The 23,127-nt window shown below is 63.4% G+C and carries 21 protein-coding genes; 18 read left to right on the top strand and 3 right to left on the bottom strand.

The window, feature by feature from the left end:
* Positions 1 to 40 precede the first annotated feature (40 nt).
* On the top strand, positions 41 to 1,147 hold the full coding sequence (locus M1L53_RS10380; protein ID WP_039973089.1) for a D-alanine--D-alanine ligase family protein: 1,107 nt from the start codon (positions 41 to 43) through the stop codon (positions 1,145 to 1,147).
* On the opposite strand, the gene M1L53_RS10375 is transcribed toward M1L53_RS10380, so the two are convergent.
* Complete coding sequence (locus M1L53_RS10375; RefSeq protein WP_003942765.1) at positions 1,148 to 1,840, bottom strand: DUF3515 domain-containing protein; 693 nt, start codon at positions 1,838 to 1,840, stop codon at positions 1,148 to 1,150.
* Positions 1,841 to 1,917: 77 nt separating this feature from the next.
* Between M1L53_RS10375 and M1L53_RS10370 the strand changes: the two genes are divergently transcribed.
* From M1L53_RS10370 to M1L53_RS10360, 3 genes are read left to right on the top strand one after another with little or no spacing between them, the layout of a single operon-like run.
* The gene (locus M1L53_RS10370) at positions 1,918 to 2,949 is read left to right on the top strand and encodes a thiamine-phosphate kinase (RefSeq protein ID WP_080726669.1); all 1,032 of its coding nucleotides are present in this window, start codon (positions 1,918 to 1,920) and stop codon (positions 2,947 to 2,949) included.
* A gap of 9 nt (positions 2,950 to 2,958) precedes the next feature.
* A complete protein-coding gene (locus tag M1L53_RS10365) occupies positions 2,959 to 3,480 on the top strand; it encodes a gamma carbonic anhydrase family protein (protein ID WP_007729328.1) in 522 nt (173 codons plus the stop codon).
* On the top strand, positions 3,480 to 4,151 hold the full coding sequence (locus M1L53_RS10360) for a uracil-DNA glycosylase (protein ID WP_054187767.1): 672 nt from the start codon (positions 3,480 to 3,482) through the stop codon (positions 4,149 to 4,151). Before M1L53_RS10365 ends, M1L53_RS10360 begins: the two co-directional genes overlap by 1 nt.
* A gap of 66 nt (positions 4,152 to 4,217) precedes the next feature.
* On the opposite strand, the gene M1L53_RS10355 is transcribed toward M1L53_RS10360, so the two are convergent.
* Complete coding sequence (locus tag M1L53_RS10355; RefSeq protein WP_054187766.1) at positions 4,218 to 5,012, bottom strand: enoyl-CoA hydratase-related protein; 795 nt, start codon at positions 5,010 to 5,012, stop codon at positions 4,218 to 4,220.
* Between the two features lie 145 nt (positions 5,013 to 5,157).
* Positions 5,158 to 5,349 carry a 50S ribosomal protein L28 gene (rpmB, locus tag M1L53_RS10350; protein WP_003942669.1) on the bottom strand — a complete coding sequence of 64 codons (192 nt, stop codon included), beginning with the start codon at positions 5,347 to 5,349 and terminating at the stop codon, positions 5,158 to 5,160.
* Between the two features lie 333 nt (positions 5,350 to 5,682).
* Here rpmB and M1L53_RS10345 point away from each other — a divergent pair, with 333 nt between their 5' ends.
* From M1L53_RS10345 to smc, 14 genes are all read left to right on the top strand, one after another.
* A complete protein-coding gene (locus M1L53_RS10345) occupies positions 5,683 to 7,392 on the top strand; it encodes a DAK2 domain-containing protein (RefSeq protein WP_054187765.1) in 1,710 nt (569 codons plus the stop codon).
* 73 nt (positions 7,393 to 7,465) lie between these two features.
* On the top strand, positions 7,466 to 9,727 hold the full coding sequence (gene recG / locus M1L53_RS10340; RefSeq protein ID WP_054187793.1) for an ATP-dependent DNA helicase RecG: 2,262 nt from the start codon (positions 7,466 to 7,468) through the stop codon (positions 9,725 to 9,727).
* 120 nt (positions 9,728 to 9,847) lie between these two features.
* Positions 9,848 to 13,252: a pyruvate carboxylase gene (locus M1L53_RS10335; protein WP_003942675.1), complete on the top strand. Its 3,405-nt coding sequence runs from the start codon at positions 9,848 to 9,850 to the stop codon at positions 13,250 to 13,252.
* Complete coding sequence (gene rsmD, locus M1L53_RS10330; RefSeq protein WP_003942746.1) at positions 13,249 to 13,815, top strand: 16S rRNA (guanine(966)-N(2))-methyltransferase RsmD; 567 nt, start codon at positions 13,249 to 13,251, stop codon at positions 13,813 to 13,815. Before M1L53_RS10335 ends, rsmD begins: the two co-directional genes overlap by 4 nt.
* Positions 13,812 to 14,306, top strand: a complete 495-nt coding sequence (gene coaD, locus M1L53_RS10325; RefSeq protein WP_003942776.1) for a pantetheine-phosphate adenylyltransferase — start codon at positions 13,812 to 13,814, stop codon at positions 14,304 to 14,306. The genes rsmD and coaD overlap by 4 nt, the downstream gene beginning before the upstream one ends.
* Before the next feature lie 131 nt (positions 14,307 to 14,437).
* A complete protein-coding gene (locus tag M1L53_RS10320) occupies positions 14,438 to 15,199 on the top strand; it encodes a DivIVA domain-containing protein (RefSeq protein WP_003942696.1) in 762 nt (253 codons plus the stop codon).
* A 189-nt stretch (positions 15,200 to 15,388) separates the two neighbouring features.
* On the top strand, positions 15,389 to 15,949 hold the full coding sequence (locus tag M1L53_RS10315; RefSeq protein WP_007729319.1) for a DUF177 domain-containing protein: 561 nt from the start codon (positions 15,389 to 15,391) through the stop codon (positions 15,947 to 15,949).
* A gap of 2 nt (positions 15,950 to 15,951) precedes the next feature.
* Positions 15,952 to 16,134 (top strand): 50S ribosomal protein L32, encoded by a 183-nt coding sequence (rpmF, locus tag M1L53_RS10310; RefSeq protein ID WP_007729318.1) that lies wholly within the window; start codon positions 15,952 to 15,954, stop codon positions 16,132 to 16,134.
* A gap of 19 nt (positions 16,135 to 16,153) precedes the next feature.
* Positions 16,154 to 16,927 (top strand): ribonuclease III, encoded by a 774-nt coding sequence (gene rnc / locus M1L53_RS10305; protein ID WP_003942759.1) that lies wholly within the window; start codon positions 16,154 to 16,156, stop codon positions 16,925 to 16,927.
* A gap of 8 nt (positions 16,928 to 16,935) precedes the next feature.
* Complete coding sequence (gene mutM, locus M1L53_RS10300; RefSeq protein ID WP_003942752.1) at positions 16,936 to 17,805, top strand: bifunctional DNA-formamidopyrimidine glycosylase/DNA-(apurinic or apyrimidinic site) lyase; 870 nt, start codon at positions 16,936 to 16,938, stop codon at positions 17,803 to 17,805.
* Positions 17,806 to 17,847: 42 nt separating this feature from the next.
* Positions 17,848 to 18,300 carry an OsmC family protein gene (locus tag M1L53_RS10295; protein WP_003942740.1) on the top strand — a complete coding sequence of 151 codons (453 nt, stop codon included), beginning with the start codon at positions 17,848 to 17,850 and terminating at the stop codon, positions 18,298 to 18,300.
* Positions 18,300 to 19,223 carry an SMP-30/gluconolactonase/LRE family protein gene (locus M1L53_RS10290; RefSeq protein WP_054187764.1) on the top strand — a complete coding sequence of 308 codons (924 nt, stop codon included), beginning with the start codon at positions 18,300 to 18,302 and terminating at the stop codon, positions 19,221 to 19,223. The genes M1L53_RS10295 and M1L53_RS10290 overlap by 1 nt, the downstream gene beginning before the upstream one ends.
* A 5-nt stretch (positions 19,224 to 19,228) precedes the next feature.
* Positions 19,229 to 19,513 (top strand): acylphosphatase, encoded by a 285-nt coding sequence (locus M1L53_RS10285; RefSeq protein WP_054187763.1) that lies wholly within the window; start codon positions 19,229 to 19,231, stop codon positions 19,511 to 19,513.
* Positions 19,514 to 19,539: 26 nt separating this feature from the next.
* Positions 19,540 to 23,127 (top strand): chromosome segregation protein SMC, encoded by a 3,588-nt coding sequence (gene smc / locus M1L53_RS10280; RefSeq protein ID WP_054187762.1) that lies wholly within the window; start codon positions 19,540 to 19,542, stop codon positions 23,125 to 23,127.

Below are 23,127 nucleotides of genomic sequence, written 5' to 3'. Positions count from 1 at the left end.
GATCGCGTGCCGCAGTCGATTCGGCGGTACGGTTTGACGCGTGAACAGCAGTCGTACCCGCGTGGCCGTGATCTTCGGTGGCCGGAGCAATGAGCATTCAGTGTCCTGTGTTTCCGCCGGAAGCGTCCTGAGCAACCTCGACCCCGATCGGTACGACGTCGTACCGATCGGCATCACTGTCGACGGTTCCTGGGTGCTCGGTTCGAGCGACCCCAGTTCCCTCGCGATCAGCGGGCGCGCGCTGCCGTCGGTCGACAAAGACGGAACGTCGGTGGTCCTCAGCGCGGACCCCACCCGCGAGGGCGAGGTCATCTCCTTCGACGGCTCCGACGCCGGTGCTGTGCTCGCGTCGGTCGACGTCGTGTTCCCCGTTCTTCATGGGGCTTACGGCGAAGACGGCACGATCCAGGGTCTGCTCGAACTTGCCGGGGTTCCGTACGTCGGACCCGGAGTTCTGGCCAGCGCCGCCGGCATGGACAAAGAGTTCACGAAGAAGCTTCTTGCTGCTGAAGGACTTCCCGTCGGAGTGCAGGTCGTGCTTCGACCGGGAACCGCAACGCTGACCGAAGAGCAGAAGGCGGAATTGGGCCTTCCGGTTTTCGTCAAGCCCGCTCGTGGAGGCTCGTCCATCGGCATCACTCGGGTGAGCAATTGGGACGGTCTGGACGGGGCGATCGCTCATGCACGCCTGCATGATCCCAAGGTGATCGTCGAAGGCGCGATCATCGGCCGCGAGGTGGAATGCGGCGTCCTCGAATTCCCGAACGGCGACGTCAAGGCGAGTGTGGTCGCCGAGATCCGGATGCCGGATTCCGACGCCGATTCGGACGCATTCTACGACTTCGACACCAAGTACCTCGACGACGTCTGTGAATTCGACATCCCCGCGAAACTCGACGAGTCGGTGAGCGACCAGATTCGAGAGCTTGCTGTCCGCGCGTTCAAGGCACTCGATTGCCAGGGACTCTCGCGGGTCGATTTCTTCGTCACGGCTGACGGCCCGGTGATCAACGAGATCAACACGATGCCCGGGTTCACTTCCATCTCGATGTACCCGAAGATGTGGAACGCCACCGGAATCGATTACCGCACTTTGATTTCGACTCTGGTCGACACCGCCATCGCTCGCGGCACCGGCCTTCGCTGATCAGGGAACCGCGACCGGCGCCGGGTCGAGAGGCTTCTGTTCGAGGGTCGCCGTGATGGTGTCGGAGATTTCCTGAATCGGCGTCGGACCGGTCCCGTCGGGGATCGTGATACCGATGTATTCACCGCGGTCTACGGCAAACCAAGTGCTCGCCGCCAAACCGATGTCGGTTCCCGAGACCTGGAACCACTGGACACCGTTCACGACCTGTAGTGCTGCAGCCTGGTCGAACTCGGACGGACGGTCGAGTCCGCAGCGCAAGACGATCGGCTCTCCTTCGCTGCGCTGCCACGCTGCCGCACCGGCCGGAGCAGGTTCCACCAATTCGGCTTTCGTGAAGTCGTCGATCTTGTCGGGGAGCGCGCCGAGAAGGGAAACGCAGGCCGGCGACTCCGCTGCCGGTGCCGGTACGGGTCCCAATGCAACCGGCGAGAGTTCAGGGTTGTTTCCCGCGACGACGGCCGCGATCACTACTCCGACGATCAGGGCTACCGGGAGTGCGATGGCGGTGGCGATCAGCGCCGGACTGCGGCGCTCTGACGGATCGTCGTCGCCGTCGGGGTCGATGTCGGCGTTGTCTGCGGTGGAGGTGTTTTCTGCCATGCTCAGTTCTTCGCTCGGGTCCTGGTCCAGTCGATCAGCGGTCTTGTCACTTCTGAGAGCATGTCGGTGAATCGGTAGGATTGCCGACACACGCGTGAGCTTGCAGAAGCATTCACGACCACAGCTAGAAGGTACCGCAGGCCGCTTACGAGCGAATTGCGTCGGCATTGGAGAGACTCATCGCATCATCGGAGTTCACTGCATCATCGGAGTTCGGGTCGGAGCCCACTGTCGAGCAGGTGGGGGAGTTCGACGTGATCGCGCGATCACTTCTCGGCCGAATCCAACCGGTCACCACTGAATTGGGGCCGGGTGACGATGCCGCCATCGTGACTTCCGGAGACGGCCGTGTGGTCGTCTCGTCCGACATGTTGGTCGAAGGTCGACATTTCCGAATGGATTGGTCTTCACCACGCGACATCGGCCGGAAGGCAGTGGCACAGAACGCTGCTGATGTGGTCTCGATGGGAGCGCGGCCGACGGCCTTCACGGTGTCTCTGGGGTGCCCGCCTTCGACACCCGTCGACGTGGTCGACGCAATCTCCGCGGGAATCTGGGACGCGGCAACCGATCTGGGTGCCGGTGTGGTCGGCGGTGACCTGGTCCAGTCACCGGTGATCGTGGTGTCGGTGACCGTGCTCGGCGATCTCGGTGGCCGTGCGGCAGTTCTGCGTTCGGGAGCAAAGATCGGTGACAAGATCGCGGTCGCCGGGTTGTTCGGTTGCTCGGCAGCAGGGTTGGCACTACTGCTCGACGAAGCCGTACTGCTCGACAAGCCCGCAAACTTTCCAGATTTGCTTGCCTCCCATCGCGTTCCGAATCCGCCGTATCAATCGGCATGGGACGCCGCAGAATCAGCACATTCCATGACGGACGTGTCCGACGGATTGATCGCGGACCTTCGACATCTCGCAGAGGCCTCTCACGTGCGGTTCGACATCTTCTCGGCTGCGGTTCCGACCTCACCGGATGTCGCATCGGCGGCCGAGGCGCTCGATGTCGATCCGCTGGACTGGATCCTCTCCGGTGGTGAAGATCACGGATTTGCAGCAACTTTCGGGCCTGAGGTCGAGATTCCGTCGGGTTGGATCGTGATCGGTGAGGTTGCCGCCGGTTCGGGCGTGAGCGTCGACGGTTCGCTTCGCGAGAGCGGCGGGGGCTGGCACAGCTTTTCGACCACCGGTACCACCGCGGTATAGGTTGCCTTCATGGCTGTATACGCACTTGGAGACAGAGTTCCGGACATTCATCCGGACGCATACGTCCACCCGGACGCGGTGGTGATCGGCGCCGTGACTCTCGCAGCGGGTACCTCGATCTGGCCGCAAGCGGTATTGCGTGGTGACTACGGAACCATTTCGGTGGGAATCGGATCGAACATCCAGGACGGAACCGTCATCCATTGCACCGCCATCGATGCGACTGTCATCGGTTCCGGTTGCGTCGTGGGCCACAACGCGCACATCGAGGGATCGACCATCGAGGACCATTGCCTGATCGCGTCGGGGTCAGTTGTTCTCAACGGAACGGTGATCGGGACGGGGTCGATCGTCGCTGCGGGTGCGGTGGTCGCCAACAAGATGCAGGTTCCCCCGCGCAGCATGGCACTCGGTGTGCCCGCCAAGGTCCGTGCGGGATACGAAGTTCCGCTCGGCCACCTCGACGGAAACGTCAAGATGTACGCAGCCAATGCGGCGTACTACCGCGACGCGTTGCGCAGGCTCGACTGATGGCGCCGCTTGCAGAGATCGTCGATCCAGGGTGGGCGCGGGCACTCGAACCGGTCTCGGAGCAGATCTCCGCGATGGGTAAGTTCTTGCGCGAAGAGATCGCTGCGGGACGGGAGTATCTGCCTGCGGGAGAGAACGTCTTGCGTGCATTCACGAATCCGTTCGACGACGTTCAGGTGCTCATCGTCGGTCAAGACCCCTATCCGACGCCCGGTCATGCTGTCGGGTTGAGCTTTTCGGTTGCCCCGGACGTGCGGCCGGTTCCGCGAAGTCTCGGTAATATCTACAAGGAGTATCACCAGGATCTCGGGTTGCCGATACCGCCGAACGGCGATCTGACGCCGTGGTCGAAACAAGGTGTGCTGCTTCTCAATCGCGTACTCACCGTGCAGCCGGGTCTAGCCGCTTCTCATCGTAAGAAGGGCTGGGAGCCGGTGACCGAGCAGGCTATCCGCGCTTTGGTGGCGCGGTCGTCACCGATGGTGGCGATCTTGTGGGGTCGTGACGCGGCCACTCTCGCGCCGATGCTGGGCGACACACCGATCATCGAATCAGCGCACCCGTCACCGCTTTCGGCTTCGCGCGGGTTCTTCGGTTCGCGCCCGTTCAGTCGTGCGAACGAACTCTTGACCGGACTCGGAGCTGACCCGGTGGACTGGAATCTGGGCTGATCGATCAGCGTCTGCACTCACCCGGCATGCCGAACGTCGTGACACGACATTCGGCATGCCAGCTGACTAGGCCTTCTTTGCGGAAGTGAAATCGGGCCGACGCTTGTCGACGAACGCGTCGACGCCCTCGCGTCCGATCGGGCTGTTCGCTGCGATGGCGATGGACGCGGCTTCGGCGTCGAGTTGCTCGGCGAGCGAGTTCGTCCGAGACGAACGCAGCAGTGCTTTGATTCCCGAGTACGACGTACTCGGTCCGTTGGCCAGAGCGCGGGCGAGGCGAGCTGCCTCTTCTTGGACCTCGTCGTCACCGACGAGTCGGGTGAGGATCCCCAGGCGGACGGCTTCGTCGCCACCGATCACCGAATCGTTGAGAAGAATCTCGCGAGCGCGTGCCACGCCGACGATGCGTGGAAGCGTCCACGACATTCCGCCGTCCGGGGTGAAACCGATGGAGGGGTACGCGGGGCGAAGCTTGGTGCCGGTGCCGCCGATTGCGACGTCGGCGAGGCAGACCAGGCTCATTCCGGCGCCGGCGGCCCATCCGTGGACCCCGGCCACCACTGGAGCGGTCGCAGCGTCGAGCGCGCGAACGAACACGTGGAAGACGCGGGCAACCTCGGCGACGTACTCGCCGCGGTCAGGGGCTGCGGCGAACGCACGGACGTTGCCGCCGGCACAGAAGTTTGCGCCTTCGCCGACCAGAAGGATGCTCCCGATGTCGTTTCCGACTGTCTCGAGCGCCTGCGCGCCCTGAACCAGTCCTTCGTCGTCGAGGGAGGTGCCGTTGGCGGCGGTGGAAATGGTGATGCGGAGTACGCCCTCGTCGAGGGTCACTTTGCTCAGGTCATCGATGGAAGTCACTCAACGCACATTACGGGTGTCCGACAGCCATACGAAACACGGGGACACATAGATACAGCCACATAGATACAGCCATATAGATACAGCTCTGCCCCCGTCACCGAAGTGACGGGGGCAGAGCCTGCAATAGTTTGTGCTCGGGCAATCAGCCCCGAGCGACCTTGCCTGCCTTCAGGCAGGAGGTGCACACGTTGACCTTACGGGTGTTACCCGGGGCAACCTCGGTACGAACAGACTGAATGTTCGGGTTCCAGCGACGATTGGTACGCCGGTGCGAGTGCGAGACCGACTTACCGAAGCCGGGCCCCTTGGCGCATACGTCGCAGACGGCAGCCATAGTCGCGAACTCCTTGTTAGAAATGAATATTGAAGTGGTTACCCTACACGGTAGGGCAGCCAGAATTACAATCCGAATATACTCGACTTCGAACCGATCCTTGACCGCTCACTGTGCAGCCGAACGTGAAAACAGTCAATCAGCAACAAACAAAGTGCAGCATTATTTCGTGTAGCCCGTTCGAGGCAACCGTGTAAGAGTAACCGCTTCCGGCCCGAATGGCCAAACCGCCCGGTAATGACGGTTGCGCAGAAGCGTCGGACTACCCTCGACTGCACCGATCACCGATCTCTTTTTCATCGTCAGTCTTTCCATCGTCGAGGGGAACCGTCAGTGGGGGAAGTGCAACGCGTCGCCGAAGAAGCGGAATCCGTCGCGGACGGACATCTGCTGCGGCGCTGGGCCCGCCGGGCGGTCGACAGCCTCCAGAAACGTCGCGGTGAGATCAACAGCCTCAACGTCTTTCCCATCCCTGATTCGGATACCGGCACCAATCTGCTGTTCACGATGCGGGCTGCACTCGATTCCGCCGAGACGATCGAGGACGACGTCCGCAGTGCGGGCCGCGTCGCCAACGCTCTGGCTCGGGGCGCCGTGTCCGGTGCTCGCGGTAATTCCGGAGTGATCCTCTCCCAGGTGATCCGGGGCATCGCCGAGAGCGTTCAAGGTGAGCACATCGACGGCCGTAGCTTCGCGAACTCGCTGACCACGGCGACGACGCTGGCCTCTCGGGCTGTCTCCGATCTGGTGGAAGGCACCATCGTCACGGTATTGCGCGCATCGGGAGAAGCAGCGCAGGAGTGCGTCGACACCAGGACACCGAGCGGCGAGGATCTTGCATCCGTGGTTGCCGCCGCTGCCGACGCCGCTGCGGTCGCACTGAACAAGACGCCGGAGCAACTGGACGTTCTCGCGTCCGCCGGGGTTGTCGATGCCGGGGGATTCGGTCTGGTTCTGATCCTCGACGCCTTTGTCGAGGTGCTGACCGGGAAGCCGCAGGTTCGCGAAGATCTGGGGACGCCGGACCCGAGGTCGAGCGCAGTTGTCGACGTCAGCGCATTCGATCACGATTGGGCTCACAAGAGCCCGATCGAATGTGGTGATCACTCGGAACAGGATTTCGAGGTCATGTACCTCGTCGACGACTCCGACGACGATCGCATGACGGCGCTGCGCACGCGGCTGTCCGTCCTCGGAGATTCGACGGTCATCGTCAGCGACGGTTTCGGCGGCTGGTCGGTGCACGTGCATTGCTGCGATGCCGGTGCAGCCGTGGAAGCCGGCCTCGAGGCCGGGAAGGTGCACGGTATTCGCATCAGCAGTTTTCTCGTCGACGAACGCGACCAGTTGGTGGCACGGGCGGAGAGGCGATTCCCCGGGGCCGGCGCGCGCGGCGTACTGGCCGTCGTTGCCGGTGACAGCGCGGCGGCGTTGTTCGAGAGTGAGGGTGCGACGGTTCTTCGGTGCGACGATGCGCCGGTGACACGCGCACAACTGCTCGGCCGCATTCGTCAGATGGAACGCAGCGAAGTTCTGGTGCTTCCGAACGGAGCTTTGACCGCGCAGGAACTCGTCGCAGTCAGTGCCGCTGCACGCGATCCGCTTCACCAGGTTCTGCTGCTGTCGACGTCGTCGATGGTCCAGGGCTTGGCAGCACTTGCCGTTCACGACCCTCAGCGCAACGTCGCCGACGACGGCTTCACGATGTCCGAGGCGGCGGCCGCCACGCGCTGGGGATCGTTGCGGATCGCGGTCGAGCGTTCGCTGACCTACGTCGGGACATGTGATCCGGGTGACGCGATCGGTCTGATGGGGCACGAGGTGGTGCTCATCGGTCCCGACGTCGCGGAGTCGAGTGCGCGACTGGTCGACCTTGCGCTCGGATCCGGTGGCGAACTCGTGACCCTACTCATGGGCGCAGACGCGCCGGACGACCTGGCCGGGCAGCTCGAGGCGCACGTCATCGCGCACCACCCGGGCGTCGACGTGCTCGTCTATCAGGGTGATCAGCCGGGTGACCTGTTCCAGTTGGGTGTGGAGTGATCGAACCGGGTCTGTCGGTGACTGCTGATATACGAACACATGTGCTTACCGCGACACTGTGCTGGAGGAACTGATGGCGACGCTCGCCGACCCACTCGATCGGCTGCTGGGAAAGAAGACCGCGGACGCGCTCGACGAGGCATTCGAGATCCGCACCGTCGAGGACCTGCTGCGTCACTACCCACACCGGTACGCGTCGGCAGGCAAGGAACTTGCCGAGAAGGAGCCGCCCGAGGGTGAGCACATCACCATCATCGCGCGTGTGGCGTCGGCCGCCGTCGTGAAGATGAAGAACCGTCCGGGGCAGATGTTGCGAGTATCGCTGGCGACTGATTCGCAGACCGTGGACGTCACGTTCTTCAACCCGCAGAAGGTGCGGCACGTCATCAAGCCCGGCGTTCGGGCGATGTTCTCCGGGACGGTGAAGTACTTCCGCGGCAAGTGGTCTCTCACTCATCCGAGCTACCTGATTCTCCCGGAACCTCGTGTCGGCGAAGAGGATTCGGTAGTTCCGCTTGCGTCCATCAAGGGAGTCGGTGACCTTGCGGGCCTGGCTCGCGCAAATCAGGATCCCGGCGCCGAACTCGATCTGTCCGTCTTCGACCGCGCATTGATCCCGCTGTACCCGGCGACCCGCGAGGTCGAGAGCTGGACCATCATGCGGTGCGTGCGGCAAGTGCTCGACCAACTCGATCCGATCGAGGAGCCGTTGCCCGCCGAGACTCGGGCCGAGCACGGATTCATCGGTTTGGACGAGGCGCTGCGCACCGTTCACCTGCCAGATACCAAGGAAGACATCGAACGAGCACAGGATCGTCTGCGTTTCGACGAGGCGCTGTCTCTGCAGTTGGTCCTCGCGATGCGTCGTCACGACAATTCCGAGCGTGTGGCTCCGGCCTGCGCTCCGGTCGCCTGCGGGATCGCGGACCAGTTCGAGGAGATGCTCCCGTTCACTCTGACGGAGGGACAGCAAGCAGTCGCGGAGGAGATCTCCACCGACCTTGCCCGCCCACACCCGATGAGCCGCCTTCTTCAGGGCGAGGTCGGGTCAGGCAAGACGATCGTGGCTCTGCGCGCGATGCTGCAGGTCGTCGATGCGGGTTATCAGTGCGCGTTGCTCGCACCCACCGAGGTCCTGGCAAATCAGCACGCGCGATCACTGCGCAAGATGATGGGCTCGCTGGCTGCAGGTGGTGAACTCGGTTCTGCCGAACATTCCACCCGTATCGCCCTTCTTACCGGCTCGCTGCCAGTCGCTGCGAAGCGCGCAGCTCTGCTCGAAGCCGTGACCGGCGACGCCGGGATCGTCATCGGTACCCATGCGCTCATTCAGGACAACGTCGAGTTCTTCAACCTCGGCATGGTTGTCGTCGACGAGCAACACCGCTTCGGCGTCGAGCAACGTGATCAGTTGCGATCACGTGCCCGTGAAGGACTGAGTCCGCATCTGCTGGTGATGACGGCAACGCCGATTCCGCGAACCATCGCCATGACCGTGCTCGGCGACCTCGAGGTCTCGACCCTGCGAGAGCTTCCACGTGGGCGAACCCCGATCAAGAGCAGTGTCGTGCCCGCGAAGCAGAAGCCGCAGTGGGTCGATCGCGCATGGGAACGAATCCGTGAGGACGTCGCCGACGGCCGTCAGGCGTATGTCGTGTGCTCGCGGATCGGTGACGGCGAGCAGGGTGCAGGCGAAGATCAGTTCACCGAGGAGAAGCAGCCCGAGACCAAGTCGGCGGTTGACGTCTTCGAAGAGCTGTCGAGTGGTCCGCTGGCCGATCTGCGAGTCGGGTTGCTGCACGGTCGACTGCCTTCCGACGAAAAGGACGTGGTGATGAGCGCGTTCAACGTCGGTGACATCGACGTCCTCGTCTGTACGACCGTTGTCGAAGTCGGTGTCGACGTTCCGAACGCGACGGTGATGGTGATCGTCGACGCCGAGCGGTTCGGCGTCAGTCAGCTCCATCAGTTGCGTGGCCGCGTCGGTCGAGGGAAACATCAGGGACTGTGCATCCTCGTCACCGGAAGCAATCCCGGGGGACCGGCGTACGAGCGGCTCTCGGCGGTGGCAGCGACCAACGACGGGTTCGAACTGGCTCAACTCGACCTCGCGACCAGACGTGAAGGAGACATCCTCGGTGCGGCGCAGTCGGGCACAACCTCGAATCTGCGGCTGCTTTCCCTCATGGCCCATGGAGACATCCTCGAGTCCGCTAGGGAGTTCGCTCAGGGAATCGTCGACTCCGATCCGTCGCTCGACGGTCATCCCGCCCTCGCTTCCATGGTGACCGCCGCCCTGGACTCCGACCGGATCGAGTACCTCGAGAAGTCGTGAAGGGTATGACGACAAGCTGAAATCGAATAGCACGAGGACCGCCGGGTTGGTTTCTCGATTCAGTCCGAAATATGAGACTCCGCATGTAGACGCAAGATGAAATCGGGGTAGTTTTCTCGAATGTTCTCCAAAGTGCTCGTCGCGAACCGCGGCGAAATTGCGATCCGTGCCTTCCGCGCCGCCTACGAACTAGGTGCCGGAACCGTCGCGGTGTTCCCGTACGAGGATCGGAATTCGATCCACCGTCTCAAGGCAGACGAGAGCTACCAGATCGGGGAGAAGGGTCACCCCGTTCGCGCGTATCTCTCGGTCGAGGAGATCGTCGCCGCCGCCAAGAGCGCCGGAGCCGACGCCATCTACCCCGGTTACGGTTTCCTCTCCGAGAACCCGGACTTGTCGGCGGCGTGTGCCGAGGCAGGCATCAAGTTCGTCGGCCCGTCCGCCGAGATCCTCGAGTTGACCGGAAACAAGGCTCGGGCCATCGCAGCGGCAAAGGCCGCCGGTCTCCCGGTGCTCGCGTCTTCGGAGCCGTCAGCGGACATCGACGAGTTGCTCGCAGCCGCCGAGGACATGACCTTCCCGCTCTTCGTCAAGGCTGTCGCAGGCGGCGGTGGGCGCGGAATGCGCCGTGTTGCGGAGCGCTCACAACTCAAGGAATCGATCGAAGCCGCAGCGCGCGAAGCGGAATCGGCCTTCGGCGATTCGACGGTCTTCCTCGAGCAGGCCGTCATCGACCCCCGGCACATCGAAGTGCAGATCCTCGCCGACGAGCAGGGCAACGTCATCCACCTCTTCGAGCGTGACTGCTCGCTGCAACGTCGCCACCAGAAGGTGATCGAGCTCGCTCCGGCGCCCAATCTCTCCGAAGAGTTGCGCGCCAAGATCTGTGCCGACGCCGTCGCCTTCGCGAAGGAGATCGGATACACGTGCGCGGGCACCGTCGAGTTCCTTCTCGACAAGCGCGGCAACCACGTCTTCATCGAGATGAACCCGCGAATTCAGGTCGAGCACACCGTCACCGAAGAAGTGACGGACGTGGACCTGGTCCAGTCGCAGCTCAAGATCGCGTCCGGTTCGACGCTTGCAGAACTTGGTCTGTCACAGGAGACGATCAAGCTTCGCGGCGCGGCGCTGCAGTGCCGCATCACGACCGAGGATCCGGCAAACGGATTCCGCCCGGACACCGGCCGTATCACCGCGTACCGCACCCCGGGCGGAGCCGGTATCCGCTTGGACGGTGGCGCCACACTCGGCGCCGAGGTCGGAGCGTACTTCGATTCCATGCTGGTCAAACTCACTTGTCGCGGTCGCGACCTCGAAGCCGCTGTGGCGAGAGCTCGCCGCGCGGTCACCGAGTTCCGCATTCGTGGTGTCTCGACCAACATTCCGTTCCTGCAGGCGGTTCTCGACGACCCGGACTTCCGGGCGGGACGCGTGACAACCTCCTTCATCGAGGAACGTCCTCAGCTGCTGACTCTGCGTTCTTCGGCAGACCGCGGCACGAAGATCCTGACCTACCTCGCGGATGTGACTGTCAACAAGCCGCACGGGGAGCGTCCCTCGGCGGTGTACCCGCAGGACAAGCTGCCCAAGATCGATCTTTCGACACCCCCTCCTGCCGGTAGCCGTCAGCGCCTCCTCGAACTCGGACCCGAAGGTTTCGCGAAGGCACTGCGTGAGCAGAAGGCAGTCGGCGTCACCGACACCACCTTCCGTGACGCGCACCAGTCGTTGTTGGCCACGCGAGTTCGAACCAGCGGACTGCTCGGAGTAGCGGGGCACGTTGCGCGGTTGACGCCGGAACTGCTCTCGATCGAAGCCTGGGGCGGCGCGACCTATGATGTGGGACTTCGCTTCCTGCACGAGGATCCGTGGTACCGGCTTGCCGCACTGCGCGAGGCGATTCCCAACATCTGCCTCCAGATGCTTCTTCGCGGTCGAAACACGGTGGGCTACACGCCGTATCCCGAAAAGGTCACGCGCGCATTCGTTCAGGAAGCCACCGACACCGGCATCGACATCTTCCGAATCTTCGACGCGCTCAACAACGTCGACCAGATGCGCCCTGCCATCGACGCGGTGCGTGAGACCGGAACGGCTCTCGCCGAGGTGGCGTTGAGCTACACCGGCGATCTGTCGGATCCGAACGAAACGCTGTACACGCTCGACTACTACCTGAAGTTGGCAGAAGAGATCGTCGATGCGGGCGCTCACGTGCTCGCGATCAAGGACATGGCGGGCCTGCTGCGCGCTCCGGCGGCCACCAAGCTCGTGACGGCGCTACGCAGCAACTTCGATCTTCCGGTTCACGTCCACACGCATGACACCCCCGGTGGACAGTTGGCCACGTATTTCGCCGCGTGGCAGGCGGGCGCCGACGCAGTCGACGGTGCTTCGGCGGCACTGGCCGGAACCACCAGTCAGCCTGCGCTCTCGGCCATCGTTGCCGCCGCTGCGCACTCCGAGTTCGACACCGGGCTGAACCTGCAGAACGTGTGCGACCTCGAACCGTACTGGGAGGCGCTGCGAAAGGTGTACGCGCCGTTCGAATCCGGACTGCCGGCGCCGACGGGACGTGTGTACACGCACGAGATTCCGGGCGGCCAGCTCTCCAATCTCCGGACCCAGGCCGTTGCTCTCGGTCTCGGCGACCGGTTCGAAGAGGTCGAAGCCAAGTACGCCGACGCGGACCGCATGCTCGGGCATCTCGTGAAGGTGACGCCGTCGTCGAAGGTCGTCGGCGACCTCGCCCTCCACCTTGTCGGCGCCGGCGTGCCTTCGGAGGAGTTTGCCGCAGATCCGGCGAAGTTCGACATTCCCGACTCCGTGGTGGGCTTCCTGCGCGGTGAACTCGGTACGCCTCCCGGTGGTTGGCCGGAACCGTTCCGCAGCAAGGCACTCGAAGGACGTGGCCAGGCCAAGCCCGAAGCGACGTTGTCCGCTGAGGACGAGGTGCTGCTCGAGGGCTCGTCGAAGGACCGTCAGGCGACGCTGAATCGTCTGCTGTTCCCCGGCCCGACAAAGGAATTCCTCGAACACCGCGAGAAGTACGGTGACACGTCGCGGCTTTCGGCGAACCAGTTCTTCTACGGTTTGCGGCGCGGCGACGAACACCGCGTCGAGTTGGCTCCCGGCGTTGAGCTGATCATCGGTCTCGAAGCGATCTCCGAGCCCGACGAGCGCGGCTACCGCACTGTCATGTGCATCCTGAACGGTCAATTGCGCCCGGTCTCGATCCGCGATCGCTCCATTGCCAGTGACGTACCGGTGGCGGAGAAGGCCGACAAGAACAACCCGGGCCACGTGGCGGCACCGTTCGCGGGCGTCGTGACGCTCGCGGTGAAGGAAGGCCAGAAGATCGAGGCCGGCGACACCGTGGCCACGATCGAAGCAATGAAGATGGAAGCGGCGATCACCTCGCCGCGCGCCGGCGTCGTCTCTCGGATCGCGATCAGCGCCGTCCAACAGGTCGAGGGCGGAGACCTGCTGGTAGTCGTCTCGACGGGGGAGAGCGCCGCAGAGTGACACGCATCATCTCGGGACTTGCGGGCGGTCGACGCCTGCGAGTCCCGCCGAGCGGCACCCGTCCGACGTCGGATCGGGTTCGTGAGGCGCTGTTCAGTGCTCTCGAAGCGCGCATCGATCTCGAAGGGTGCGCGGTTCTCGACCTCTTTGCGGGTTCGGGTGCTCTCGGCCTCGAGGCGCTCTCGCGGGGAGCCGAGCACGTTGTTCTCGTGGAATCGGATGCCAAGGCTGCTGCCGTCATCAAGGCGAACATCGGCACTGTCGCGTTGCCTGGGGCGACGGTTCGCGCCGCTCCGGTTGCGGCCGTGGTCTCGGGTCCGAGCGCGCGTGAATACGACATCGTGATCGCGGACCCACCGTATGCGGTAACCGACGAGGCTGTCGTGTCCATGCTCGCTGATCTGCAGGCCAACAAATGGGTGGGGGAGGGCACGATCGTGGTACTCGAACGATCGTCGCGCTCGCCGGAGACCGTGTGGCCTCAGGGCTACGAGCCGATCAAGGCCAAGAACTACGGTGAAGCCCGCATCGAGCTGGCCACCTGCTACGGTCTGGACTCATGACTGGCGCCGTCTGTCCCGGATCCTTCGACCCTGTGACCAACGGTCACCTCGACGTAATCGGAAGAGTTGCTGCGCAATTCGACGAGGTCGTGGTCACCGTGCTGATCAACAAGAGCAAGCGTGGCATGTTCACGATCGACGAGCGGATCGAGATGCTCGAAGACGCGACGAGTCACCTGCCCAACGTTCGCGTCACGTCGTGGCACGGATTGTTGGTCGACTACGCGAAACAAGAAGGCCTCAGCGCGATCGTCAAGGGTCTGCGCGGCGCGAACGACTTCGATTACGAGCTGCAGATGGCTCAGATGAATCAGAAGCTCACGGGCGTCGACACACTGTTCGTCGCCACGAATCCGACGTACAGCTACCTGTCGAGTTCTCTGGTGAAGGAAGTCGCGACTTTCGGCGGCGACGTCTCCGACATGTTGCCGGCCAAAGTGCATTCTCGGCTACTCGCACGTATCGCCGAGCGAGCAGCCGAAAACAGCTGATCCCCGACACACCGACCACGACGACACCCCGTTGTCCGTTCTTCCGGCAAACTTGGACAGGAACGGGCACAGGTCCGAGTGGACCGGTGACGATGTGGGCCGATTTCGGCCGGTAGAGATTGGGGTTGCTTGTGTACCGCGTATTCGAGGCACTGGACGAACTGGTCGCAATTGTCGAAGAGGCGCGCGGTGTTCCCATGACCGCAGGGTGTGTTGTGCCTCGCGGTGACGTACTCGAGCTACTCGACGACGTCCGGGACGCAATTCCGAGCGAGCTGGACGACGCTCAGGACGTCCTCGATCATCGCGACAAATTGGTCGGTGACGCGCGAGCAAACGCCGAGAAGACGGTCAGCAGCGCCAATGCCGAGGCAACCTCGACTGTGGAGAACGCACGCGACGACGCCGACCGGATTCTGTCCGATGCCAAGGCTCAGGCCGATCGCATGGTTGCCGAAGCGCGTGCGCACGCCGATCAGTTGGTAGAGGACGCCGAAGCAGAAGCGGAACGGACCGTCACCGACGGCCGTCGTGAGTACGAGGCCGTCACCGGACGGGCGCGTGCCGAGGCCGATCGGATGATCGAGTCCGGCCAGGCCTCGTACGAACATTCGGTGGCGGAGGGAACGGCGGAGCAGGCTCGTCTGGTGTCGCAGACCGAGGTTGTCCAGTCCGCTCACGCGGAATCCGCGCGAGTGATCGACGCCGCTCATGCCGAGTCCGACAGGATGCGTTCGGAGTGTGACCTGTACGTGGACACCAAGTTGGCCGAGTTCGAAGAGTTCCTTACCGGGACCGTTCGGTCGGTCGGGCGTGGTCGTCAACAGCTTCGAACGGGTTCGGGAGTTCCCGATTACCAGGACGACGATCGTCGTTCCGAGCGGCGCCGATAGAGCAGACAAGTCAGTCGAGGGTGGGTCGTCCGATATGGGGCGGCCCACTTTTTCGTGGATCGAATTGGGATTTGCCTTGTAGCTGCCGTATTGTGGAGTGGTTGCCCATACCAGTTTCAACAGTTAGGTGAGTTCTCTTTGTCAACGCATCGTCGTAGTTCGTCGCATCAGTCAAGTGATGCGGGATTTTTGCTGGACACGGTCAAGCTCGGTCGTCGTCCAGGGTCGATGCGTACCGTCGAGAGAACAATTCAGTCCCCGAACCGTATCGGTCTCGATCTGATCGCGATCGAAGCGGGCGCGGACATAGATCTCGATCTTCGTCTCGAAGCAGTGTCCGAAGGCGTTCTCGTCACCGGAAACGTGCACGCACCCACCAAGGGTGAGTGCTCGCGGTGCCTTGAACCTTTCACCGACACCGTGGACATCTATCTCACGGAGTTGTTCGCTTACCCGGACAGCACCACCGAGGAGACGACGGAAGAGGGAGAGGTCTACGCGGTCGAAGACGACGAAATCGACCTCGAACCGGTCATCGTCGATGCAGTCGGGCTGGCGCTTCCGCTCCAGCCTCTGTGCAGTGACGATTGCCTGGGATTGTGCTCAGAATGTGGCATTCGCCTGGCGATTGCGGAATCTGGGCATGGGCATGACATACTTGATCCTCGCTGGGCTGGTCTCGCGGCCAAATTTGGCGTGGAATCAAACACCAGCGAAAATCTTGTGATCACCGAAGCCGAGGAGAAGTAGAAGTGGCTGTCCCCAAGCGCAAAATGTCGCGATCCAACACGCGGTCGCGTCGTAGCCAGTGGAAGACCACTGTGCCCACCCTCGTTACCTGCCCCAACCGTGGCTGTGGCGAGCAGACCCTTCCCCACATCGCATGCCCGTCATGCGGTACTTACAAGGGCCGCCAGGTAACCGCTGCTGTCTAGTTCTCCCCGGAGAAAGACTATGACGAGCGAAAATACAGTTTCAGCCGCCGGCGGCGAGGGCAATCACGACAAGCTCCTCGCCGCTGTCGGCGTAGATATAGAGCCCGGTCTTCTGACCCTGGCTCTCACGCACCGCTCGTACGCGTACGAGAACGGCGGACTGCCCACGAACGAGCGCCTCGAGTTCCTCGGGGATTCCGTTCTCGGCGTCACGGTGACCGAAAATCTCTACCTGTCCCACCCGGACAAATCCGAAGGTGATCTGGCGAAGATCCGTGCCAGCGTGGTCAACATGCATGCACTCGCCGAGGTTGCCAGGACTCTGGGTGAAGGTGGACTCGGAGCACACCTGCTGCTGGGTAAGGGCGAGGAAATGACGGGCGGCCGTGACAAGCCGTCCATTCTCGCCGACGGTATGGAGTCGATTCTCGGCGCCATCCACCTGCAGCACGGCATCGAGACTGCGCGACGCGTCGTCCTCGATCTGTTCGACGATCTACTCACTCGCGCACCGCTTCTGGGCGCGGGTCTGGATTGGAAGACGAGTCTGCAGGAACTGACCGCAGAACACGGTGCCGGAGTTCCCGTTTACGAGATCACCGCCACCGGACCCGATCACGACAAGGAATTCACGGCCACCGTTCTCATCAGTGGCAAACCCTTGGGTGTCGGTGTCGGTCGTTCCAAGAAGGAAGCCGAGCAGAAGGCAGCAAGTTCGGCATGGAAGACGATGTCGGAGAATGCCGCTGCTACCGCAGTCGCTGCTGACGACACGCCTGATCTTGCCGGCTGAGTTCACTCTTGCCTGAGCTTCCCGAAGTCGAAGTCGTTCGCCGCGGCCTACAGTCCCATGCTGTAGGTGCGGCGATCGAGGCCGTCGAGGTACTCCATCCCCGCGCGATCAGGCGCCACATTCTCGGTTCCGAGGACTTGATCGGCCAACTCACCGGGCAGACCATCGCTTCGGCAGAGCGTCGCGGCAAGTACCTGTGGCTGGTTCTCGAGCCTGCCGGTGTCGGACTGGTGGTTCATCTCGGGATGAGCGGACAGATGCTGGTCCAACCCCCGACAGTCGACTGGGAAAAGCACCTACGCATTCGGTTGGCCCTCGATTCCGGGGCCGATCTTCGATTCGTCGATCAGCGGACCTTCGGTGGCTGGTCGATTTCACCCCTCGTCGAGGTCGACGGAACGATGCTGCCCGAGTCGGTGGCGCACATCGCTCGCGATCCCATGGATGCGGCGTTCGATCTCGAATCCGTCGTGAAAGTCCTGCGGGGCAAGCACACCGAGATCAAGCGCGCGATTCTCGACCAGACGGTGGTCTCCGGAATCGGAAACATCTACGCCGACGAATCATTGTGGCGCGCCAAGATTCACGGCAACCGTATCGCCGAAACGCTTACCAGGCCCAAACTTCGAGAACTGTTGACCGCGGCACACTCGGTGATGGGTGAAGCGCTCGATCAGGGCGGTACGTCCTTCGACGCGCTGTACGTGAACGTCAACGGGGAATCGGGCTACTTCGACCGGTCGCTGTCGGCGTACGGGCAGGAAAATCTCCCGTGCCCGCGATGCGGCGCGCCGATCAAGCGTGAGAAGTTCATGAATCGATCGTCGTTCAGTTGCCCGCGGTGCCAGCCGACCCCGAGGGCACGGCGAATCGCCTAGGTCTCCCGCTCCTTCGGTTCGGCGGAGTGGCAAGATTGCGTCATGGCTGAACAGACTCCCGACACCACTGCAACCGCCCCGGCTCACACGGAGCTTTGGGTCGAACGAACCGGAACCCGCCTCTACACCGGCAAGAGTTCGCGCGGCGCAGAGGTTCTCATCGGCTCCGAATCGGTGCCAGGAGTCTTCACGCCCGGCGAACTCCTCAAAATTGCACTGGCCGCATGCACGGGGATGAGCTCCGACTTCCCGATCTCGCGCCGGCTCGGTGACAACTACGACGCGACGGTCCGAGTGTCCGGAGCCGCCGATCGTGAAAACGAAGTCTACCCGCAGCTCGACGAGGTCCTCGAGCTCGATCTCAGCGAGTTGGATGCCGAGGCACAGCAGCGCCTCATCACTCTCGTCGAGCGTTCCGTGGACAAGGTATGCACGGTCGGGCGCACCCTCAAGGCCGGAACCAAGGTCACTCTGTCGTTCGACACGGAAGCCTGATGTTCCGCGCCGGCAGCGTTGTCGCTGCGATCGCACTGGGTTCCGTTGTGGCGCTGAGTGCTCCGGCACAGGCCTCGGTCCCGGCCGACGGCTCGGCCGGTAGTTGCGGCACATGGACGTCGAGCGTCGTGACGACTGGTGCCGGACTGCTCGAGAACCTCGAATTCGACGGCAACGGATCGATGGTGTTGTCGCAGTCGGCTCTGATCGGGCCGGGTGCACTGCTGAAAGTGGCGCCGGACGGAACACGGACAACTTTGGTCGGTGACGTCACCGGACCTGGCGGTCTGGTCGCGCGTGAGGGATCCGTGTACTTCACCACGGGCAACTCGACTGTCTCGGGACTGTTCGGAATCGCCGACGGCAGCCTCCGCAAGGTCGACGTCGCAGACGGGTCGGTGACAACGATCGCCGACGGTCTGGTGATGCCGAACGGGCTTGTGCAGCTGGACGATAACCGTTTCCTCACTGCCCGCACACTCACCAGGCCGGGGCTCACGGTCGTCAACAGTGACGGAAGCAGTTCGATCGTTCGTGAAGACCTCGGCACCGTCGACGGCCTCGCACGCTCCGGTTCGACGATCTACGTGAGCACGACCTTCGACATGGTCACCGCCGTCCACATCCTCGACGCAAACGATCTGGGCGGGCCGGTGCGAACGATCACGCTCCCCGGGGTCGGTCCGGCAAACATGGCGGACGATCTGACCGTCGGACCGGACGGCGCGTTGTACGTCGCATTCAATGCAGGCGGCAAAGTTGTTCGCGTCGATCCTGATTCGGGATCTTCGTGTGAGATCGCCTCGGGTCTGCCGTTCACATCTGCGGTCAAGTTCGGCGCCGGACCGGGCTGGGATCCCAACGCGCTCTACACCACCGGATTCCTGGGTGACGTTCACCGTCTCGAACGTGTGGCGGGCTGAGCGTCATGGCTGAAGCAGCGCCCGTGCGGTTGACGGCGTGGGTTCACGGATACGTTCAAGGCGTCGGGTTCCGGTGGTGGACCAGGGCCCGCGCTCTCGAACTCGGATTGATCGGATATGCGTCCAATCAGCGTGACGGTCGAGTGCTCGTCGTGGCGGAAGGCCAACGCACGCAGCTCGAGCGATTGGTGGAGATGCTGCGCTCCGGCACTACCCCGGGCACGGTGGATCTCGTGGTCGACAGCTGGGACACCGCCAGGGGCGACCTGACAGGGTTCGTCGAACGCTGACCGGTTTGGCGGTAAAGTTTCCCCCCATGCACCTCAAGAGTCTGACACTCAAGGGATTCAAATCCTTTGCGTCGGCAACGACTCTTCGGTTCGAGCCGGGAATTACCTGTGTGGTCGGCCCGAACGGCTCGGGTAAATCCAACGTCGTCGATGCGTTGACCTGGGTGATGGGCGAGCAGGGCGCCAAGGCCCTGCGCGGCGGCAAGATGGAAGATGTCATCTTTGCCGGCACCTCCGGCCGCGCGCCGCTGGGCCGCGCCGAGGTGACCTTGACCATCGACAACGCCGACGGGGCGCTCCCGATCGAGTACTCCGAGGTGTCGATCACGCGCCGGATGTTCCGCGACGGTGCGGGGGAGTACGAGATCAACGGCTCGTCCTGCCGTCTGATGGACGTCCAGGAACTGCTCAGCGACTCCGGCATCGGCCGCGAAATGCATGTCATCGTCGGGCAGGGACGGCTCGCCGCGATCCTCGAATCCCGTCCCGAAGATCGACGCGCCTTCATCGAAGAAGCCGCGGGAGTCCTCAAACATCGCCGCCGCAAGGAAAAAGCGGTGCGCAAACTCGATTCCATGCAGGCCAATCTCGCTCGCCTCAGTGACCTCACCGCGGAACTGCGTCGGCAACTCAAACCGCTGGGACGCCAAGCCGAGGTCGCTCGGCGAGCACAGACGGTCCAGGCTGACCTGCGTGATGCAAAGATGCGTCTGGCCGCTGACGATCTGGTGACCCGTCGAAACCAGTTGAACGACCAGGCGCAGGACGAGAAAGCGGCCCGTGAACAGCACAACCAGGTGGCGGCTGCGCTCGACGAGGCCAACCTCGAACTCGGGCGCCAGGAGCAAGCTCTCGCTCGTCTGACTCCGGGATCGGAAGCGGCTGCGCAGAGTTGGTTCCAGCTTTCCGCGCTTGCCGAACGCGTCAACGCCACCGTGCGCATCGCCCGCGAGCGTGCGCGTCATCTCGACTCCGAACCCGTCGGCAACCGCGGCCAGGACCCGGACGAGATGGAGGCGCGCGCCGAACGTCTTGCTGCCGAGGAGGCCGAACTCCTCGAAGGCGTCGAAATCGCGCGAGCGGCGTCGGACGCTGCTCGGGACCAGCTCGCAGCCACCGAAGATGCTGCAGCAGAAGCGGAACGGGCGCACATGGCGGAAGTTCGTGCCGTCGCCGACCGCCGTGAAGGTCTTGCTCGACTCTCCGGTCAGGTCGACACTCTGCGTACCCGCGTCGAATCCGTCGACGCGGAAGTGTCTCGGCTGACCGAGGCGATCGACGAGGCTCGTCTGCGTGGCGATGCCGCACAGGCCGAGTTCGACACGGTGCAAGAAAGCATCGGGGACCTCGACGCCGGTGAAGTCGGCCTCGATACCAATCACGAACGCGCCATCGAGGCTCTCGAGATGATCGACGCGCGCGTCGAAGAGCTTCGTGAGGAAGAAAAAACGAGCGGGCAACGCATCGCTTCGCTCCGGGCGCGCATCGAGGCACTGTCGATGGGTTTGCAGCGCAAGGACGGTGGCGGCTGGCTGCTCGAACACCGCGGCGACGACGGCATCACCTCGCTGGTCGGATTGATTCACGTCGAACCCGGCTACGAGGCCGCGATCGCTGCCGCGATGGGGCCGGCGGCGGACGCCGTCGTGGCGCAGTCGCTGGACTCTGCTCGCTCCGCTGTCACAGCACTGGCCGATCAGGACGGTGGACGTGCATCACTGATCGTGAGCGGTGAACCGGCGATCAAGCGCGAGGCCGAGATCGCGCCGGGTAGTCGTCCGGCCGTCGACGTCATCGACTGCCCTGACGAGTTGCGTGCCGGATTGACCGCCATCCTCGATGGCGTCGTCCTGGTCGAGACTCTCGATGACGCGATTCGAGTTGTTGCTGACCACAAGGGAATTCGCGCAGTGACGCGTTCTGGCGATCTGCACGGTTCGGGGTGGATGATCGGTGGCTCGGATCGGCAACCGAGCACGCTCGAGGTGCAGGCGGCGATCGACGCGTCAGCAGCGGAACTGGCGGCAACGGAGAGCCGATCCGAGGAACTCGACGCTGCGCTGTCCGGCGCTCTGGCCGAACAAGCCGCTCGACGCGAGACCGCGGAGCAAACTTTGGCAGCGCTCAACGAGTCGGACGCCGCCATGTCCGCCATCTACGAGCAGTTGGGCAGATTGGGGCAGGCAGCACGAGTCGCCCACGCGGAATCCGAGCGGTTGACCGCCCAGCGAGTGCGTGCCGAGGAGGGCCGCGGTGAGTCGCTGACAAAGCTCGCGGATCTGGAGGAACGTCTGCGCGTCGCCGAAACCGACGGCAGTGCGCCGGGACACGGCGCGGAATCGACCGCTGCCGATCGTGAAATGGCCGCAGCAGCGCTCGCCGAAGTGCGCATCGTCGAAATGGATGCTCGCCTTGCCGTCCGCACCGCCGAAGAGCGTGCGGAATCCGTACGCGGAAAGGCCGATTCGCTTCGGCGTGCGGCCGCCGCGGAACGAGAAGCGCGGATTCGCGCCGAGCGGGCTCTGCGCGCCAGAGCGCACGCTGCGGAAGTTGCAGCTGCCGTCGCCGAGTCGGGACAGCGCGTGGCGGCCGAACTCGAGACCGTCGTCGCCGCGGCTCTTGCTCACCGCGACGAGTTGGCTCGGGCCCGCACCGAGTGCACGGCCAAGCTGGATCAGGTCCGCGAGATAGTCCGAGCACTGACTGGACAACTCGCTTCGCTCACCGACGCCGTCCACCGCGACGAGGTAGCGAAGGCACAGGCAGCGCTGCGCATCGAACAACTCGAGGAGTCGATCCTCGATCAGTACGGTATCGGCCTCGACGATCTGATCGCCGAGTACGGGCCCGAGGTCGAACTGCCGCCGACCGCTCTCGAAATCGAGGAGTACGAGCAGGCCAAGGAGCGTGGGGAGCAGGTCACCGCCCCCGCTCCGCTTCCGTACGACCGCGCGACTCAGGAACGGCGCGCCAAGCGGGCCGAGAAGGACCTCGCCACCCTCGGCAAGGTCAATCCGCTGGCGCTCGAAGAATTCGCAGCTCTCGAGGAGCGGTACACCTTCCTCTCCACTCAGCTCGAGGACGTCAAGACCGCACGCAAGGACCTTCTTGCTGTGGTCGCAGACGTCGACGCACGAATTCTGCAGGTGTTCACCGAGGCCTATGCCGACGTCGAGCGTGAGTTCGTGGGAGTGTTCGAGAAATTGTTTCCCGGGGGAGAAGGGCGGCTGGTCCTCACCGATCCCTCGGACATGCTCACCACCGGCATCGAAGTCGAGGCGCGTCCGCCCGGTAAGAAGGTCAAACGGTTGTCGTTGCTGTCGGGCGGCGAGAAGTCGTTGACCGCGGTGGCCATGCTGGTCGCGATCTTCCGGGCACGCCCGTCCCCGTTCTACGTGATGGACGAAGTCGAGGCGGCGTTGGACGACACCAACCTGCGGCGGCTGATCGGACTCTTCGAACAATTGCGGGAGAAGTCGCAGTTGATCGTGATCACTCACCAGAAACCGACGATGGAAATCGCCGATGCGTTGTACGGCGTCAGCATGCGCGGCGACGGCATCACCACCGTGATTTCGCAGCGACTTCGCGGTCAAGACATGGCCTCGACGTAA

Origin of the sequence: Rhodococcus sp. T9N, assembly GCF_024436645.1 — a bacterium.
In the GTDB taxonomy this organism is placed as follows: domain Bacteria; phylum Actinomycetota; class Actinomycetes; order Mycobacteriales; family Mycobacteriaceae; genus Rhodococcus_F; species Rhodococcus_F qingshengii.
This window is presented reverse-complemented; position numbering and strand designations above follow the sequence as displayed.